At 37.6% G+C, this 18,606-nt stretch carries 20 protein-coding genes; 17 read left to right on the plus strand and 3 right to left on the minus strand.

What is annotated here, in order from left to right; all coding sequences use genetic code 11:
* Window positions 1–7 precede the first annotated feature (7 nt).
* The 13 genes from QBE53_00885 (at window position 8) to atpC (ending at window position 10,139) form a co-directional block, all read left to right on the plus strand.
* Window positions 8–1,087 (plus strand): MraY family glycosyltransferase, encoded by a 1,080-nt coding sequence (locus tag QBE53_00885; GenBank protein WZL81687.1) that lies wholly within the window; start codon window positions 8–10, stop codon window positions 1,085–1,087.
* 57 nt (window positions 1,088–1,144) lie between these two features.
* Window positions 1,145–2,251, plus strand: a complete 1,107-nt coding sequence (gene wecB / locus QBE53_00890) for a UDP-N-acetylglucosamine 2-epimerase (non-hydrolyzing) (GenBank protein WZL81688.1) — start codon at window positions 1,145–1,147, stop codon at window positions 2,249–2,251.
* A 52-nt stretch (window positions 2,252–2,303) separates the two neighbouring features.
* Window positions 2,304–2,540, plus strand: coding sequence for an AtpZ/AtpI family protein (locus tag QBE53_00895; GenBank protein ID WZL81689.1), 237 nt, complete (start codon window positions 2,304–2,306; stop codon window positions 2,538–2,540).
* Window positions 2,537–2,977 (plus strand): ATP synthase subunit I, encoded by a 441-nt coding sequence (locus QBE53_00900; GenBank protein ID WZL81690.1) that lies wholly within the window; start codon window positions 2,537–2,539, stop codon window positions 2,975–2,977. The genes QBE53_00895 and QBE53_00900 overlap by 4 nt, the downstream gene beginning before the upstream one ends.
* Before the next feature lie 78 nt (window positions 2,978–3,055).
* Entirely contained in the window at window positions 3,056–3,784 is a 729-nt protein-coding gene (gene atpB / locus QBE53_00905) for a F0F1 ATP synthase subunit A (protein ID WZL81691.1), read from the plus strand.
* Window positions 3,785–3,807: 23 nt separating this feature from the next.
* On the plus strand, window positions 3,808–4,377 hold the full coding sequence (atpE, locus tag QBE53_00910; protein ID WZL81692.1) for an ATP synthase F0 subunit C: 570 nt from the start codon (window positions 3,808–3,810) through the stop codon (window positions 4,375–4,377).
* Between the two features lie 37 nt (window positions 4,378–4,414).
* Window positions 4,415–4,684 carry an ATP synthase F0 subunit C gene (gene atpE, locus QBE53_00915; protein ID WZL81693.1) on the plus strand — a complete coding sequence of 90 codons (270 nt, stop codon included), beginning with the start codon at window positions 4,415–4,417 and terminating at the stop codon, window positions 4,682–4,684.
* 44 nt (window positions 4,685–4,728) lie between these two features.
* Window positions 4,729–5,322, plus strand: coding sequence for a F0F1 ATP synthase subunit B (atpF, locus tag QBE53_00920; GenBank protein ID WZL81694.1), 594 nt, complete (start codon window positions 4,729–4,731; stop codon window positions 5,320–5,322).
* Window positions 5,310–5,846 carry an ATP synthase F1 subunit delta gene (gene atpH / locus QBE53_00925; GenBank protein ID WZL81695.1) on the plus strand — a complete coding sequence of 179 codons (537 nt, stop codon included), beginning with the start codon at window positions 5,310–5,312 and terminating at the stop codon, window positions 5,844–5,846. The genes atpF and atpH overlap by 13 nt, the downstream gene beginning before the upstream one ends.
* A gap of 39 nt (window positions 5,847–5,885) precedes the next feature.
* The gene (atpA, locus tag QBE53_00930; protein WZL81696.1) at window positions 5,886–7,403 is read left to right on the plus strand and encodes a F0F1 ATP synthase subunit alpha; all 1,518 of its coding nucleotides are present in this window, start codon (window positions 5,886–5,888) and stop codon (window positions 7,401–7,403) included.
* Between the two features lie 10 nt (window positions 7,404–7,413).
* Window positions 7,414–8,283 (plus strand): ATP synthase F1 subunit gamma, encoded by an 870-nt coding sequence (gene atpG, locus QBE53_00935; GenBank protein WZL81697.1) that lies wholly within the window; start codon window positions 7,414–7,416, stop codon window positions 8,281–8,283.
* 45 nt (window positions 8,284–8,328) lie between these two features.
* Window positions 8,329–9,717: a F0F1 ATP synthase subunit beta gene (gene atpD, locus QBE53_00940; protein ID WZL81698.1), complete on the plus strand. Its 1,389-nt coding sequence runs from the start codon at window positions 8,329–8,331 to the stop codon at window positions 9,715–9,717.
* An 11-nt stretch (window positions 9,718–9,728) separates the two neighbouring features.
* Window positions 9,729–10,139 carry an ATP synthase F1 subunit epsilon gene (gene atpC, locus QBE53_00945; GenBank protein WZL81699.1) on the plus strand — a complete coding sequence of 137 codons (411 nt, stop codon included), beginning with the start codon at window positions 9,729–9,731 and terminating at the stop codon, window positions 10,137–10,139.
* A gap of 102 nt (window positions 10,140–10,241) precedes the next feature.
* Here atpC and QBE53_00950 read toward each other — a convergent pair whose 3' ends face one another.
* The 3 genes from QBE53_00950 to QBE53_00960 are packed head-to-tail and all read right to left on the minus strand — an operon-like array spanning window position 10,242 to window position 12,342.
* Window positions 10,242–11,624: a DUF4173 domain-containing protein gene (locus QBE53_00950; GenBank protein WZL81700.1), complete on the minus strand. Its 1,383-nt coding sequence runs from the start codon at window positions 11,622–11,624 to the stop codon at window positions 10,242–10,244.
* Window positions 11,621–11,836: a helix-turn-helix transcriptional regulator gene (locus tag QBE53_00955; protein WZL81701.1), complete on the minus strand. Its 216-nt coding sequence runs from the start codon at window positions 11,834–11,836 to the stop codon at window positions 11,621–11,623. Before QBE53_00955 ends, QBE53_00950 begins: the two co-directional genes overlap by 4 nt.
* An 11-nt stretch (window positions 11,837–11,847) precedes the next feature.
* Window positions 11,848–12,342 (minus strand): DUF2975 domain-containing protein, encoded by a 495-nt coding sequence (locus tag QBE53_00960; GenBank protein WZL81702.1) that lies wholly within the window; start codon window positions 12,340–12,342, stop codon window positions 11,848–11,850.
* A 216-nt stretch (window positions 12,343–12,558) separates the two neighbouring features.
* Here QBE53_00960 and QBE53_00965 point away from each other — a divergent pair, with 216 nt between their 5' ends.
* From QBE53_00965 to QBE53_00980, 4 genes are all read left to right on the plus strand, one after another.
* Window positions 12,559–14,862, plus strand: coding sequence for a helix-turn-helix domain-containing protein (locus QBE53_00965; protein WZL81703.1), 2,304 nt, complete (start codon window positions 12,559–12,561; stop codon window positions 14,860–14,862).
* A gap of 211 nt (window positions 14,863–15,073) precedes the next feature.
* The gene (locus tag QBE53_00970; GenBank protein ID WZL81704.1) at window positions 15,074–16,045 is read left to right on the plus strand and encodes a sugar ABC transporter permease; all 972 of its coding nucleotides are present in this window, start codon (window positions 15,074–15,076) and stop codon (window positions 16,043–16,045) included.
* A gap of 16 nt (window positions 16,046–16,061) precedes the next feature.
* Window positions 16,062–16,964 (plus strand): carbohydrate ABC transporter permease, encoded by a 903-nt coding sequence (locus QBE53_00975; protein WZL81705.1) that lies wholly within the window; start codon window positions 16,062–16,064, stop codon window positions 16,962–16,964.
* Between the two features lie 59 nt (window positions 16,965–17,023).
* Window positions 17,024–18,577, plus strand: a complete 1,554-nt coding sequence (locus QBE53_00980; protein WZL81706.1) for an extracellular solute-binding protein — start codon at window positions 17,024–17,026, stop codon at window positions 18,575–18,577.
* Window positions 18,578–18,606: the final 29 nt, after the last annotated feature.

Raw genomic sequence — 18,606 nt, forward strand, 5'->3', positions numbered from 1 at the left:
AATCTTTATGAACATCATAAATAGCCTTGAAGAATATATATATTATATTTTGGCCTTTGTATTAGCATTTTTTATTGCAAGTATTGCTACACCTATAAGTCGCAAGATTGCTTTTAAAATCGGTGCCGTAGACCACCCAAAAGAGAGAGGTATGCATAATAAAGTGATGCCCTTAGCTGGAGGATTGGCCATTTATGCCGGATTTACTATAACACTATTGATTATGGTACCCACTATCGTTAACCAACGCGTGGAGCAACTGACAGGACTAATTATTGGGGCAACCTTGATTACAACGGTTGGGCTAGTTGATGATATTTATGGACTATCGCCTAAAATTCGTATCATATTTCAAGTCTTAAGTGCACTGATTGTCATACACACAGGGACATCGATTCAATCGATTTCTATGCCGTTTATACCAGGTGGACAAATAGACTTTGGATTTATGAGTAATTTTATAACAATATTTTGGATTGTTGGTATCACCAATGCGGTGAATTTTATTGATGGACTCGATGGTTTGGCGACAGGCATTGCATCGATTGCATCGCTGATGTTAATGGTTATTGCGATTTTGTTTGGAGACCCTATGGTAGCAGGGTTGTCCATTATGCTGACAGCGACATTAGCAGGAGCTTGTATGGGATTTTTGCCCCATAACTTTAACCCGGCAAAAATATTTATGGGAGATACAGGTTCAACATTTTTAGGATTTACACTTGCAGTTATCTCAATACAAACGATGTTAAAAACATATACGGCATTGACACTGATTGTTGCTGTTCTTGTATTAGGCTTGCCTATCTTTGATACAACATTTGCAGTGCTACGTCGACTAATTAATAAAAAGCCGATTTCGCAAGGCGACAGAGGACATCTGCATCATCGACTGATTGACAAAGGACTTAGTCAAAAAAGAGCTGTGGTTACACTCTATGCTGTTAGTGGAGCTTTTGGAATTGCAGGGATTTTAGTGGTTATGAGTGACTTTAAACTTGCGCTTTTGATTGTCGGTTTTATCCTATCGATATGGTTACTTGACATGGGAAGAACGCATTTTAAAAAAGATAAATTTAGTGAATAATTACAAAAGACTCAAGTAATTGGGTCTTTTGTTATAGAATGAGAGAAGGGATTAGCGATGAAGATATTAAGTATATTTGGAACACGTCCTGAAGCCATCAAGATGGGACCTGTTGTAAAAGCAATTGAAGAAACAGAAGGATTAACCAGTTTAGTTTGTGTTACAGCGCAACATCGTGAAATGTTAGATCAAGTTCTTGAGGTTTTTGAGATCACACCGGATTATGATTTGAATATAATGCAGGCTGGTCAGACGTTAACAGAAATTACAACGCGAGCTATTCAAGGGCTTGAAGAAGTGCTTATAAAAGCACGTCCGGATATGGTGTTGGTTCATGGTGATACCACAACAACATTTGCAGGTGCATTGGCAGCGTTCTATCAAAAAATCCCTGTCGGACATGTCGAAGCAGGTCTTCGAACATTTGATAAATATCAACCATTTCCAGAGGAGATGAATCGATTATTGACAGGTCGACTTGCTGAAGTGCATTTTGCACCAACACAAACGGCAAGACAACATTTACTGGATGAAGGGATTGCAGATACATCCATTTTGGTTACAGGCAATACTGTTATCGATGCATTAAAGTCAACCGTTTCAGATGCTTATAGCTTCTCTTTAGAAACCCTAAATAGTATTGACTATGAAAAGTATAAAGTCATTACAATGACAGCGCATCGACGAGAAAATTTAGGCAAGCCATTAGAAGACATCTGTGAAGCCATCTTAGCGACCGTCCAAGCCAATGAAGACGTGGTGGTGGTCTATTCGGTACATTTAAATCCAAAGGTGCAAGAGGTTGCGCAACGTATCTTGGGTAATCATGAGCGTATACACCTTGTAGCGCCGCTTGAACTCAAAGATATGCATAATTTGCTTAACCGTTCTTATCTTGTTCTGACAGATTCAGGTGGACTTCAAGAAGAGGTTCCTTCAATGGGAAAACCTGTCCTTGTCCTTCGAAATGTAACTGAACGACCAGAGGGGGTTGAAGCGGGAACGCTTAAGCTTGTAGGGACAAATAAAGAGAAAATCATTCAAACGACTCAGCAGCTGTTGTCAGACAAGTCGGAATATGATAAAATGGCAACTGCGGTCAATCCTTATGGAGATGGGAACGCATCAGCGCGAATTGCTGAATATATCTTCAATAAGGCATAGACATTCGTTTTATTTATCGGTATAATGTGTCTAGGAAGATAAGAGGTCGATTATGAAAACAGATTTTAAAACATTAAAGTACTTATCTTTGATTTCACAAGTGGGATTAATCATGGCAATTCCCATTTTTGGAAGTGTCTTTTTAGGGCATTGGATTGATACGAAGGTAGGAACTAATGGCATCTTTTTGATTATTTTCATTCTTATGGGCATTTATATCGCCTTTCGAAATCTATTTGTCATTATACTTAAAAAATCAGACTTTGGAAAGAAGGATAAGCATCGATGAATGAACGTAAGTCAATGGTATATGAGTTGACGCGAAATGTGTTAATCATAATTGCAATAGCACTTTTTATCGGATTATTGATAGTTGAAAATCGTATAAGCTATGCATTGGGGCTAGGGCTTGGAGCGGTTGTATCCATTTTGAAGATTCACCTGATGGAACATAGCTTTCGAAAAGCCATGTACAAAGCACCACATGCAGCGACAAATTATGTTCGAGCGCATTATTTTTTGCGCTATTTTATAACTTTTTTAGTATTATTTATTGGTGTATATACATCATCCATTCACTTTATCGGCCTTGTTATAGGAGTGTTGGCACTAAAACCAGCGGCTTACATACAAGGATTATTCGAACCGGAAGTTCCCAAAGATGGAAGTGTAGAATTTCTTGAGTGGGAAGACGAAGATGAAGATGAAAAGTCCGACTTCTGGTGACACATGGAGAGTGTATTCATATATATTTTTTAGCAACATATAAATACAAGGTATGCATAAAAAGGAGTTGATTTTCAAATGGATATTGGAATTCATGTAGCCAAAGTGTTTAAAATTGGCGGCGTTGAGATTTGGATTACAGAAACAATGATCAATACATGGATTATTTGTGGCGTTTTAATTCTCATTGCGTTACTCATTAATCGATCCATTAAGAATCCTAAAAAAATACCTAGTGGTGTTCAAAATGTGGTGGAATTTATTGTCCATGCAGGCGATAATTTCATCGAATCAGTTATGGGAAAACATGCCAAACAATTTTCATCATTTTATATCGGTATGTTTTTGTTTATTCTCGTCGCAAATCTTTCAGGATTACTCCCGGGACCCGGAATGTATTTTTACGGAGATCCCAACGGACCGTGGATTGATTTTATGCGACCACCAACAGCTGATATTGCAACAACTTTTGCATTGGCCTTCATTACGTTTTTTATGACGCAAGGGCTAGGGATGATGTCAAAAGGACTAGGTAGATGGGCAAAGGATTTAACGGAGCCAATGTGGCCCTTAACACCTCTAAATGTCATTGGAGAGATTGCAAACCCAATATCTTTAAGCTTTCGTTTGTTTGGGAATATTCTTGGCGGAACGATTATCATGGGATTATATTATAACTTGCCATGGTTTTTAATGTTAGGGATACCTTCAGCATTGCATGGATATTTTGATGTGTTCGCAGGTGTATTACAAGCGTTCATCTTTGTAATGTTAAGTATGACATTTGTATCGAGTGCAATGGATTAAGCTAAAAGTGAGGTGAATGTAGTATGGAATTTTTTGAATTCCTTTTTGGTTGGATTGAAGACGCAGACCCTAAGGCCTTGATTTTAGGCTTTTCTGCTATAGGAGCAGGCTTTGCAATGATTGCAGGAATCGGTCCTGGAATCGGACAAGGATTTGCTGCAGGAAAGGCAGCTGAGGCTGTTGGAAATAATCCGAAGCATGGAGGAAAACCAGCGACACTAGTAATGTTATTAGGCGCAGCTGTTGCAGAAACATCAGGGATTTTTTCCCTTGTTGTCGCTATTTTGATGCTTTTTGCAAACCCACTTGTGGGACGATTAGGAGAAGCTGTTGGAGCTTCAAACGAAATTGGAACTGCATTAATTTTGGCATCATGTGGACTTGGAGCAGGCCTAGCAATGATTGCAGGTATTGGTCCGGGTATTGGTCAAGGCTATGCAGCTGGAAAAGGTGCAGAGTCTGTAGGTAAACGACCGAAATTACAAAGTACGATTATTCGAACAATGTTACTCGGTCAAGCAGTTGCCCAAACAACAGGTATTTATGCCCTGATTGTGGCACTATTGTTATTGTTTGTAAATATCTTTGCGTAAACGTAGAATTATTTTAGAATTTTAAGGAGGAAATACAATGATTGATGGAAGAGCGTTAATTTTAGCATGTTCGGCAATAGGAGCAGGTTTAGCAATGATCGCAGGTATCGGACCAGGTATTGGACAGGGTTTTGCAGCTGGAAAAGGTGCAGAAGCAGTAGGTAGACAACCGGGCGCACAAGCAGACGTTGTAAGAACAATGTTACTTGGAGCAGCAGTCGCAGAGACAACAGGTATCTATGGTTTGATTATTGCGATTATTTTATTGTTTGCCAATCCACTTATTAGTACATACGAAAAATTATAAGTTGTCGGCACTTTGACATCTTAAAGTGAAAGGAGGCAAACAGTTTGAACAATATACTTCAGTCGCTGACGTCACTAGGTGACTTGACTTTTTTAATGGAAGCAACGACGGATTTAAGTGATAAAACGAGAGTGTTGGGATTTGACCTACAGACTATTATGCAAATAGGTTTCCAAGCCATTGCAATTTTACTATTGTTTTATTTTCTTGGAAGACTCGTCTTTAATCCGGTTCGTGAGATTTTACAAAAACGTCAGGAAGACATTGAAGCATCGTTTGATAAAATTGAACGAGAAACCAAAGAAGTCAATGCGTTAAAAGAAGACTATGAAAATCGAATTAAAAATATAAAAGCTGAAGCAGATAAAATTTTATCTCATGCACATACAAAAGCAATTGCACGCGAGGATGAAATTGTCAAAGAAGCACATGAAGAAGCCGGTCGTATTATGCAAAGGGCGCATGTAGAGATTGAGCGAGAGCATGAGCAAATGAAAGATGATATTCGAAAAGAAATCATTGAAGTAGCAACGCTTATGGCAAGTAAATTTATCGAGGCAACATTGGATGAAGAGCAACAGCGTGTGTTAATCAATGAAGCATTAAGTGAAATGGGTGATGATACATGGAAGAACTAGTTGTAAAACGCTATGGACAAGCCCTATTTGAAATTGTCAAGGAATCAACAGATTTTGAAGCATATGAAGAAGAAATTCGACAAATGCATATGATTTTCCAAGAGGATTCAGAGTTCATTGATGTATTGTGTCATCCAAAGATATCAAGTGAAGAAAAGATGCATATTATTGAGACCACCTTTGGTGGAAAAGTGCATCAAGAATTTGTCGGATTTTTAATTTTAACCATTAATAAATCAAGACAAAAAAATATTCTTGATATTTTACATTATACCATCGATAAAATCGATGAATATAATGGATATGTGAAGGCATATGTGACGAGTGCAATTGAGTTGACAGAACAAAATAAACTTGACATCACGAAAAAACTCGAAGCGCAGACACAAAAGAAAATCAATTTGATAACACAGTTAGATCATACAATTATCGGTGGAATACAGATTCGTATCAAGGATCGAATTGTGGACAACAGCATTAAGACATCACTGCATCGTATGTCCCAAACCGTGTATGAAGCATAAAGGAACAAATATATTTAAGAAAGGCGGTAGATTCTCGGTATGAATTTAAAACCAGAAGAGATCAGTTCTGTTATTAAAGAACAGATTAAACGATATAAAACTGAGCTTGAAGTAGCCGATGTAGGTACTGTAATTCAAGTAGCCGATGGAATCGCCCGTATCCATGGATTAGAAAAAGCAATGGCAGGTGAGTTGCTCGAATTTCCAGGAGACGTATTTGGTATGGTACTTAACCTTGAAGAAGATAATGTGGGTGCCGTACTTATGGGTGATGACAAAAATATCAGCGAAGGCGATATAGTAAAAGCAACAGGTAGAGTAGTTGAAGTACCCGTTGGTGACGGACTAAAAGGTCGAGTTGTTAATGCACTTGGACAACCGATTGATGGAAAAGGTCCAATTAAATCGAACAAGTTTCGTCCTACAGAAAAAGTTGCACATGGAGTTATTTCTAGAAAATCAGTAACAACACCATTGCAGACAGGAATTAAGTCAATCGACTCGATGATTCCAATTGGTCGTGGACAACGTGAGTTGATTATCGGAGATAAGCAAACAGGAAAAACAGCGATTGCCATCGATACGATTATCAACCAAAAGAAAGAAAATGTTCTTTGTATATATGTAGCTATAGGACAAAAGGCTTCCACAGTAGCAGGGATTGTTAAAACCCTTGAAGCCAACGGCGCTATGGATTACACTACAATAGTAGCTGCAACAGCAGCAGAACTCGCACCACTTCAATATCTTGCACCTTATTCAGGATGTGCGATTGGTGAAGAATGGATGGAAGAAGGAAAAGACGTCTTAATCATCTATGACGATTTATCAAAACATGCTGTCGCTTATCGTGCGATGTCACTACTTCTTCGTAGACCACCAGGACGTGAAGCATACCCTGGAGACGTATTCTACTTACATTCACGTTTGTTAGAACGTGCAGCGCGTCTTAACGAAAGTCTGGGCGGAGGTTCTCTAACAGCACTTCCGATTGTTGAAACACAAGCCGGAGATATCTCAGCATATGTTCCAACCAATGTTATCTCAATTACTGATGGACAGATTTTCTTAGAGACTGAATTATTTAATGCTGGATTTAGACCTGCGATTAATGCAGGGTTGTCTGTATCCCGTGTAGGTGGTGCAGCACAAATTAAAGCCATGAAAAAAATCGCAGGACCAATTCGTGTTGAGCTTGCGCAATATCGTGAATTGGCAGCATTTGCTCAATTTGGATCTGACTTAGATAAAGACACACGTGACCGATTAGTACAAGGGGAACGTATTATGGAAGTGCTTAAGCAAACACAATATGCGCCTATGTCTGTTTCGGAACAAGTGTTAATCTTATATGCGGTTACTCGTAAATATCTGATGGAATTTGATGTTAGTCAAATCAAAGCATATGAACAACAATTTCTTGAGTATGTGGATAGTCACTATCCTGAAGTTAAGAAGGATGTTCTTGGAAAAGACGGATTAACAGATGAATTGGATAAAAAATTAACGTCAATTTGTGATGAATTTCAAGAGGAGTTCAAAAAATCACTAGAATAGGAATGATGATATGGCTTCAATAAGAGAAATCAAGCGCCGTAAAGTCAGTATTACAAGTACTCAGCAGATTACAAAGGCTATGAAACTTGTTGCGACCGCAAAGCTGCAAAAAGCAAAGGCGGCAGCAGAGTCGACACGCCCATATTTTCAGACAATTCATCAAACGATTTCCTCCATTTTGGCACAAAGTGAAGGGCTTACGCATTCGATACTTGAAGGCCGAGATGGGAAAAAAACCTTATATCTTGTAATGACATCGAATCGAGGTCTAGCAGGAGGATATAACAGTAATATTGGAAAAATTGTGATGAATCATCGCGAAGAAAATGATATTCAGGTCGATGAAGAAAAAATTTATGCGATAGGTAAGCGTGGAGCAGAATACCTTCGAAAGCGTGGAGCAAACATTACAGAAACTTTTCATGATGTTCTTGAAGAGCCAACATATGATAAAGCGATGGAATTGAGTAAAATGATTTTGGAACTTTATATGAATAAGGAAATAGACCAAGTCTATATTGCTTATACACATTTCCAGTCAACATTAACTCAAGAACCAAAGCTGATGAAAGTCATACCGGTTCAACCGGAAGAGTTTAATGATCAAGAAGAAAAGACGACATCTGTGATGAATTTTGAACCTTCACCAGAAGAGGTGTTAAAGCAGATTATGCCTAAGTATTTGAGTAGTGTTATTTATGGTGCTTTAAAAGAATCAGTAGCAAGTGAACATGGTGCGCGTATGACTGCCATGGATTCTGCAACGAATAACGCGAATGAAATGATTGATAAATTAGCATTACAATACAATCGAGCTCGACAAGCATCTATTACTCAAGAAATTACAGAGATTGTTGGTGGAGCCGAAGCACTTCAATAGGGAGTGCACAAATTTTGAACAAGATAATTAAGGAGTGAGATTAAAATGGAAAAGAAAAACATAGGTAAAATCACTCAAATTATTGGTGCCGTTTTAGATATTAAGTTTGACGCTGAATCAATGCCGAATTTGTACAATGCCATTAAGATTCAACGTCAAAATGGAGAAGAATTAATTGTTGAAGTTGCACAGCACTTAGGAGATGACGTTGTACGTTGTATCTCCATGGGTGCGACAGAAGGTTTAGTCCGTGGAATGGAAGCAGTTGATACAGGAAATCCAATATCCGTACCGGTTGGAGAAAAGACGCTTGGACGTATGTTTAATGTGTCTGGTGATCCCATCGATGAAAAAGAGGCTCCAGAAGGTGCGCCGTTATGGTCAATTCATCGCCAAGCGCCAAAATTTGAGGAACAGTCAACAGAGACAGAGATCCTTGAAACAGGAATAAAGGTTGTTGATTTATTATGTCCTTACCAAAAAGGTGGAAAAATCGGATTGTTCGGTGGAGCTGGTGTTGGTAAGACGGTATTAATTCAAGAGTTAATTCGTAACATTGCAACAGAACATGGTGGTTTCTCAGTATTTACAGGCGTTGGAGAACGTACACGTGAAGGTAATGACTTATACCATGAGATGCGTGAATCCGGCGTTATTGATAAGACAACGATGGTATTTGGACAGATGAATGAGCCACCAGGTGCAAGAATGCGTGTAGGACTTACTGGACTTACAATGGCAGAATACTTTAGAGATGAAAGTGGAAAAGACGTTCTTCTTTTCATTGATAATATTTTCCGTTTTACCCAAGCAGGTTCTGAGGTATCAGCGCTTCTTGGACGTATCCCAAGTGCCGTAGGTTATCAACCAACCTTAGCAACAGAGATGGGTGCATTGCAAGAGCGAATCACATCAACAAAAAAAGGATCCATTACTTCGGTTCAAGCGGTATATGTTCCGGCCGATGACTTAACAGACCCGGCACCGGCAACAACATTTGCCCATTTGGATGCTACAACGGTTCTTTCAAGATCTATCGTTGAAAAAGGGATTTATCCTGCGGTAGACCCATTAGATTCTTCATCTAGAATTCTAGATCCGCATATCGTTGGAGAAGAACATTATTCTGTAGCCAGAGGCGTTCAACAGGTATTGCAAAAATATAAAGAATTGCAAGATATCATTGCTATCTTAGGTATGGACGAGCTTTCGGACGAAGACCGAATTACGGTTGCACGTGCAAGAAAGATTGAACGTTTCTTGTCACAACCATTCTTCGTTGCAGAGACGTTTACTGGACTTGATGGAAAGTATGTATCATTAAGTGAAACTATTCAAGGCTTTAGAGAAATCCTTGACGGAAAGCATGATGATATTCCAGAGAGTGCTTTTCTTATGGCAGGTAGCATCAGCGACGTCTTAGCACGAGTTTAGAAGGTGATAACATGGATAATGGAATGATCAAATTAAAAATCATTACACCAGATGGCGAATTCTATGATGGTGAAGTGAAGCGAGTTGTCATTCGAACGACAGAAGGCGAAATGGGAATCTTAGATGATCATGCGCCGACGACCGTAGCACTTTCAACGGGAACGTGCACCATTTTAACCGATGAACAAGAAATCAAAGGTCTAGTTCATGGTGGCTTTACTGAGATAAAAGAAAATGCGGTGACATTGTTGCCAGATGCAGCAGAGTGGCCCAATGAAATCGATATTGAACGTGCAAAGCAAGCAAAGAAACGTGCAGAAGAAAAATTGGCCCAAGATAAGGACCATGTAGAAGCAAAGCTTGCATTAGAACGAGCAATTACACGATTAGATGTTATGGAATGGTATGATGGACATAACTAAACCATAAAAAAGAGGCTTGAATGTATGGGACTTTCCCACATTCAAGCCTTTTTCTATTTTGATTGCGATGGAAAAAGTATAACACTGCTCTTTAAGCTAAGCTTAAGGCAATATAGTAAACTCTTGCCAAGGGCGTTCTTTAGCTTCTTTGACATTATCTTCAAAACGCTCATAATAATATGCATAATAAGGAAGTTCTTTTTTCTCAGGATGATCATCGAAGTATTTTTCAATGACAGGATAAGCGTCTGGAGATAGGCTAAGTAGATAATCAAAATCAAAGTCATCACTTTCTCCATCACGTTCAATATTTTTTTCTGCAATATGTCCTTCAACATTATAATAGGCTGAACCAATATAAAATACTATACTATAAGCGATAATAAGTAGCATGACTTTAGGGTTATATGTAATCAGGTAGATGCTCACCAGTAGAATAAATCCCATTAAAAAAATTAAAAACATATAAACCAGTAAACGCAGTACGGTAAAGCCATATATATTTTCATAGAGTGACATGCGGTAAAACGCGGAGATACTCATAACAAATGTGCAGATGAGCGTGATTTCTTCTAGTGCACGCTGTAGCTTTCTTTTTTCGGCGTTTAAAAGTTCTAAACCAATAATGGCAAGAATGTTAAGAATAGCAACGGTTAATAATTCAAAAAAACCTTCACGTGCATACTCAGCATAGCTGATACCCTCAGGTAGAGAGCCTGCTTGAATAAAAAGGTAACGCAGTTGGATATAGACATAGAAAGCATAAACGCCATTAATGATTATCAGAAACGTAGTAATAACCAAGTGGGATTTTGTAGGAGGTGAAGGCTCTTTTCCTATGGATGTCGAGTCAGCCAAAGGAGTGTTTAAGTGATTTTTGATTTTCTCTGCAACAAAATGTCCATAGATAAAACTTGAAAGCGCTAGAACAAAAATATATCGGAAAATTAAACCTCCGGAAATCGATATGTCCTCCACAAATCGAGTAAACATATCTAAAACGATAAGATCCGATGAAATAAGTAAAGGAACAACAACTAATAAAAAAGGAAAGGCAATTAAAACGCCATAGACAATATACTTGATTTCTTCTCTTCCCTTAGTTATCTTTTTAATAGCATCTTGTACAAAGTGGTGAATATATCCAAATGGACGAAAAAGTACAATAAATAAGTGGGACACTATATGCACAGGCTGTGTCATGTTAAAAGGTACATATAAGCTTGCAAATAAAAAAGGGAATAAAAATATAGTTAACACCTTAAACACCATAAAATTACGCACGATATAGATTCCCGATAATAATACGATAATCGCTAATTTTATAAATGCTGAACGATCAAACTGACGCTTTCCTAATTTCATGGTGTATAAGACAAATCCTAAATTAATGAAGATAGCCAAGGTAAAACCAAGACCTGGTTCGTAGTAAAGTATAAAAAGATTGGTTAAGACACCAACAATAAATGCAAATAATAATATCATTGTTCATCCTCCTCATATGCGATAATATCTCCTGGTTGACATTCCAAGATTTCACATAATTTTTCAAGTGTAGAAAAGCGAATAGCTTTTGCTTTATTTGTTTTTAAGATAGAGAGATTGGCATTGGTGATGCCGATAGCATCAGCAAGATCTTTGAGAGCGATTTTTCGCTGTGCCATTACAACATCTAGATTAATGACTATTCGTCCCATGTGTGCCTCCTTTATATGGTTAAATCATTTTCTTCTTTAATTTGAATGGCTTGATTGAATAATAGTGTAAGTACAAGACAAAAGACAGAAGCCATAAAAAAAACAAATACAATAACAACAGTCATTACTGAATTGACGACAAAAACCTTGCTAAAAAAAACAAGGGAAATCACAAAAGTTAAAATAGCAAGACGTAAAAGTCTGGAAACATTTTTGTGAATGAATACATCTTCTAAAATACAGCTCTTAAAAATCTTGCGCAATTCATCCAGCACCAAAAAGGCTAAAATTCCTGAAATATAAAGCAATACTAAAAAATACATATATAGTGGATGCTCAGGACCTAACATTGCATATCCAGAACCGATTTCATAACGTAGAACCGTTTTTACAATGGGAGGGAGAAAAACAAGTGTAACTAAAGCGGTAAACTCTAATAATAGAATCAAAATGTGTGTAAGCTTTGCGACAAATGTCATGGGTATTTTTTCAACAAGACGTAACATAAGAACCTCCTTAATTTTGTATTCGATACTCTTGCTTTTTTTGTATAATAACACATAGTATATCATTAATCAATATATATTTATCGAAAAACAATAAAAAGTAATTGAAAAAGGATAAATAAAGAGGCGTATACAAATGAGTTGTGAAAAAATGAAAAACATGGTACTATTTCATTAAGTAGTATAGTAATATCAAAACTATTTTAGGAGTTAGTGATGGAAAGAACAAAACATCTAAGTTATCGTGCAAAAGTTTTTTTGCTTTTAATGATTAGTGCTGTAATACCCATTTTTATTCTAGGGATTTATTCATACAATACATATCGCATTGGGATTAATAAAGAAGTCAATCTGACCATAGAATCTTCAGCAAAACAATTAAAAATCCGTATGGATTCAACGATGAATAGCATTCGAAAATATTACCTTGAGTCGGTGCAGACAGATGAAATTCAATGGTTGATGAATGAAGATATTTGGTATTCGGATTATAGTAAGCTTATAAAGGCACAAGATAAATTAAAAAGCACATACTATCTATCGGATTATATTACCGGATATACATTTATAAACTGGGATACAGGGTGGGTTCTTAGTAATCGGGGACTTTATCCTTTCTCATTAAGTTTAAATCCAGAACAAGTCCAAGCGTTAAAAGGTAACGGACAAGGTTGGATTAATAATATGGACCTAGTGACGCATCAACATCTGCGCCGCGAGGAAGTTGACTTGGAAGGTGTTTTGTTTTATGTGAATCTTCCGGTGACTCAAAATGAAAAAAATGCACTTCTAACGGTTAACGTTGATTTGAATCGAATCAATTCTGTTGTTCTTGATGAACAGGCTAATGTTGAGATTATCATTATTGATGGTCAAGGAAAAGTCGTGTATAGTACCCACTCTGAGATTTCTGATGCGTTACTTTCAAACGCTGATACACGCAAAGATCAAACACAGATTAGGATCAATGGAAAGGAAAAATATCAGATTGGAAGTCTACAGTCAGATGTTATCGATTGGACGTATTATGTAGCCTGGGGAACAAAGAGGGCGGATGCTGGAGCGGCCAACATCGTTCTTATGACAGGAATTGTTTTATTGGGATTTGCATTGGTGATTGTTCTGGCACTTTTATTTACACGAGCAATCTATCGTCCGGTGCATGACTTAAGTGATTATGTAACAGAAGCGACGGAGATGCTTGAACAAGAAGTACTTGATCAAGAGCCAGTAGAAGAGTATAGGGATGATTTTAGTCGAATATCCGGGAAGATCGATCGCTTAGTTGACAATACAACAGCATTGGAAAAGACGATTGAGAACCAAAAATCACAATTATGCGAGTTTTTTGTGACCCGATTGATTAATGGGACACTGTATTCGGAGCAAATTGACATGTATGTTAAACAATTAGGCATTCAAATGCAGGCGCATTATTTGGTTATGACCATAGGCTTAAAAAATCTAATGAATGAAGATTATGATGAGATGAAGCAAGATGCACTTCGCCTTCAGGTGATGGAAACCATACCCGAAGAAATTCGAAAGCGTCTTGCCATGCCACCGGCAAGTAACTCGCGGGTGATAACAGCAGTCGTTACCGATAATGATATTAAAGACTTGGAGAAAAAAGCCATTGAAGTATATAAAGGCATTGATATTTTTGTTCAAATGGAATATCAATTTGCTATTAAAGTTGGGGTGAGCTCGGTATATTCTGACTTGAAGCAATTTAGAAATGCACACAGCGAAGGGATTGAAGCACTTAAAAATAATGAAGTGCTCCACGAGAAAAACACATCGGCGGACTTTGAAGGTGTGATGTTCTACACAGATATTGATCGAAAATATGAAACACGCGTATATGATCGTCTCATGGAAAGAGAAATTCGTGTAGCTGTAGACAGTGGCGATGAAAAAAAGGCGTTTGAGATTATTGATCAGTTTATTCAACATCTATTGAATCATCAAGTGGCGAAGATGGAGCAACAATTTTATATCCATCATTTTATGGATGAAATACTTATGGTTATTATCGAAGCCGGTATTTCACTGGATGATATTTTTATAGGTGGACGTATGAGCGTCTATCAAAGTATCCATCAGATTTATGATATAGAACGGCTGGGAAATTTTTATAAATATGGCTTGATTGTTCCGATTATTGAACAGTTAAATCAGCTACGGACTAGTAAATCCTCTGAGATTATTCAAGAAATAATTGCCTTGATTGAAGCAACGGGTGGCGATATAACTTTAAGTGAATGTGCAGAGCAGTTGAATTATCATACCACTTATATTTGGAAAGTCATGAAAGTTGAAAAGAACACGACATTTACTGAGTATGTAGCACAATATAAAGTGAAAGCGGCTAAAGAATTATTGCTTACCACATCAAAAACCATTGCAGTGATTGCCAAGGAACTAAATTATACCAATGCACAAAACTTTATACGCTTTTTTAATCGAATGGAAGGAATCACACCTGGAAAATACCGAAAAAAGAATAAAGAAAGATAATGAACCCCAAAATACACATAATCATTTTATTGATTATGTGTATTTTTGTTGTCAGGATGTTGATTATTCTCCCAAAAAAACAGGTCTAAACGAAGGTTTTCTTAAAAAAAGACATATTTTTGAACAAGTGTCAACATAATGAGTATAGATGTAACATGCGATGGATGATACTCTTAATGTAGATGAAACACGAACATAAAAGGAGGATATCATGGATCAAAATGGCGTGGCTGTGACCAAGGCAAACGTATTGCCAAAGCGTAGTAAAAAAGAAAAATATCAGGAGACAATAAAATATTTAAAACAACATAAATGGTTGTATTTAATGTTAATCCCGGGATTGGTATACTTAATTGTTTTTCGTTATATACCAATGGGAGGTATTATCATTGCCTTTCAAAAATATAATCCATATTCAGGCATATCCGGAAGCGAGTGGGTTGGACTGTATTACTTTAAGATGCTTTTTACCAGTCCGGATTTTCCAAGGATTTTGGTCAATACGCTAAGTATTTCCCTGCTGAGCCTTATCTTCTTTTTTCCGGCACCGATTATACTAGCACTACTATTAAATGAGATAAAACATGAACGCTATAAACGAACGGTTCAGACATTTATCTATATTCCCCATTTTATTTCGTTGGTTATTGTGGCTAGTTTAACCTATCAACTTCTTAATATTAATGACGGGATTATAAATCAAGTGATTGAGATGTTTGTTGGAGAAAAAATTAACTTTTTGGGTAAACCGGAGTACTTTAGGGGGCTTATTGTTGGACAAAATATTTGGAAAGAGACAGGATATGGAACCATCATATTCTTGGCAGCACTAGCGGGAGTTGACGTTAGCCTCTATGAAGCGGCGCGAGTCGATGGTGCTGGACGGTGGAAGATGATGTGGCATGTAACGCTTCCAGCTATTCGAGGGACAATCATTATCATGCTGATTTTACGTGTAGGATCCATCTTAAATACTGGGTTTGAGCAAATCTTTTTGATGAAAAATGCTCTAAATAGTTCCGTTGCAGAAGTGTTTGATACGTATGTGTACACCAAAGGTATTATTAATGCACAATATTCTTACAGTACTGCAACCGGTTTGTTCAAATCTATCGTTGGTATGATTATGGTTCTTGGTGCCAATAAATTAGCTAAAAAAGCCGGAGAGTCGGGAATTTACTAGAAAGGAGATCGATATTGTGGCAAAAAAAACAGTGAAAAAAAATAAGATCAAAGGGTCAAAAGCAGACCGTATAACCAATATTATTATTTACATCTTTGTGGGACTGGCAGGAATAGGAACATTACTTCCTTTTTTATATGTACTGGCCGGGTCTTTTGCAACAGAAAAAGAGTTAACGGAAAAAGCCTTTTTCATTTTTCCGACAGTGATATCAACCAATGCATATAAGTATATTTTTGAAACGGGAGAGATATTTAATGGCTTGAAAAACTCTATTTATCTTACAGTTGTTGGAACAACCGTCAATATGTTCTTTACCACGACTTTTGCTTATCCATTGGCAAAGACCCATCTTAAAGGAAGAAACTTTTTCCTAAAAATGGTCGTGATTACGATGCTCTTTAGCGGAGGGATGATTCCAACCTTTTTATGGGTTAAGGAGCTAGGACTTTATAATAGCTTTGCTGGATTAATTTTGTTGGGGGCGATTAACCCATTTAATATGATTATTGTAAAAAACTTTTTTCAAGAATTACCGGCAGAACTTGAAGAAGCGGCGCGAATTGACGGATGTAATGACCTGCAGATTTTTTCGAAAATTGTACTTCCATTGTCAAAGCCAGTTATTGCATCTATTTCATTATTCTACGCGGTAGGGCATTGGAACAACTATTTTGGACCAATGATTTATCTAAAAGATACAAGTAAAGAAACGGTGCAGATTGTACTTCGACGCATAGTGCTACTAGCTGGTGGCGTACAGGCTGATGGAATGGACTTTGATATTTTAGGGACACCGCCAGACAAAGCGGTGAAAATGGCAGCAACGGTAGTAGCGACGGTTCCGATTCTAATGATTTATCCATTTGTTCAAAAATATTTTACTAAAGGCGTAATGGTAGGGGCCGTCAAAGGCTAATACCTTGCACATATTTGTGCCGGACTTGGCACGAGCATTTAAAATTTAAGGAGGAAGTTATGAAGAAGTTCAAAAAACCGATTACACTAATTTTAACACTAGCACTTGTCGTATCGCTATTTGCAGGATGCGCAAAAAATGACGAAAGCAGTACAGGTTCAAATTCAGGTGCACAAGAAAAGGATGAAAATGGATTAGCACAGATTTCGATGATGACCTTTGACTTTGAAGGAAGCCCTCTTTCCGGTGAACATTCAGAAGAAGTTATATCAACAATGGAAGAATATACACAAACAAAAGTAGATTTTACATGGGTTCCTGGGGATAACTATGAAGAGCGCCTAGGATTGACATTGGCTTCGCCAGATGATATGCCGATGATTATTGCAGTGGGCAGTATGACTTCAGCGATTACAAGTGCTGCTGAAGCGGGAGCGTTTTGGGACTTAAATGATTTTATGTTTGATGCAGAAAAATATCCAAATCTATCTCAAGCAAATCCCAATGTCAACAAAAGTCTGACGGTGAACGATCAGTTAATCGGAGTCTATCGTGCACGACCTATTGGACGCCTAGGCATGGGATATAGAGCAGATTGGGCAGAAGCCTTAGGGATAGAAGAACCAAAGACAATTGAAGACTTATACGATATGATGTATCAGTTCACATATAATGATCCGGATGGTAATGGAATTGATGACACATATGGTTTGTCCTTATGTAAATATACAGGACCGCTAGATGTCATTCAGACATATTTTGGCGTTGGAAATGCTTGGGCAGAAGTTGGAGGACAACTTGTACCGATACATCAAACACCGGAATATATGGAAGCACTTAACTGGTTGAAAAAAATGTATGATGATGGACTTGTCTATGCAGACTGGGCTGTTCGAGATACATCAACGTGGAGAGAAGATATTCAAACAGGTGAATGTGGTATTTATATTGATGTACTTGACAGTTCAAGACGTATCTGGGATTACTTTATAAATAATGAGATTCCGGCTGTTGAGGGAACATCCTATGAATATGCGACGATGAATTTGGTTGGAACAATTAATGATAAAACATTGGCTACTTCTGGATATAATGGATTTTTTGTTATTACTAAAGCCGCAAAAACTGAGGAAGATGTGGCCGCATGCTTAAACTTCTTAGATAAGATGTCGGATGATGCAATGATTACACTTTCATCATATGGACTTGAAGGCAAACATTGGGTAAAAGATGAAAATGGATATTTAGAAAGTTTGATTTTAGGAGATGCAGTTGCGGCAAAAGCGTTCTCAGCACTTAATCAAACGGTGGCGTATATCCCGAATATGAAAGCAACAGATATCGGACCAGAAATGACAGACCGCCTCTTAATTGAAGAAGAGATTAAAGCGGCCAATGTAGACTACGCTGTATTTAACCCGGCAGCAGCCTATATCGTCAACTCTGAGACGTACTCCCTAAGTGGGGCAAACTTAGATGAAATTATTGATAATGCTAGAACACAATATATCTGTGGTGAAATTGATGAGGAAGGATTAAAAGCAGCTTGGGAAAACTGGGAACGTCAAGGTGGACAAGCGGTTATAGAGGAAATAAATGCACAACACAATTAATCAAAGTGTATAGAAAAAGGGCTATCTTT

It is taken from the genome of Vallitaleaceae bacterium 9-2 (assembly GCA_038396585.1).
GTDB lineage: Bacteria > Bacillota > Clostridia > Lachnospirales > Vallitaleaceae > UBA1351.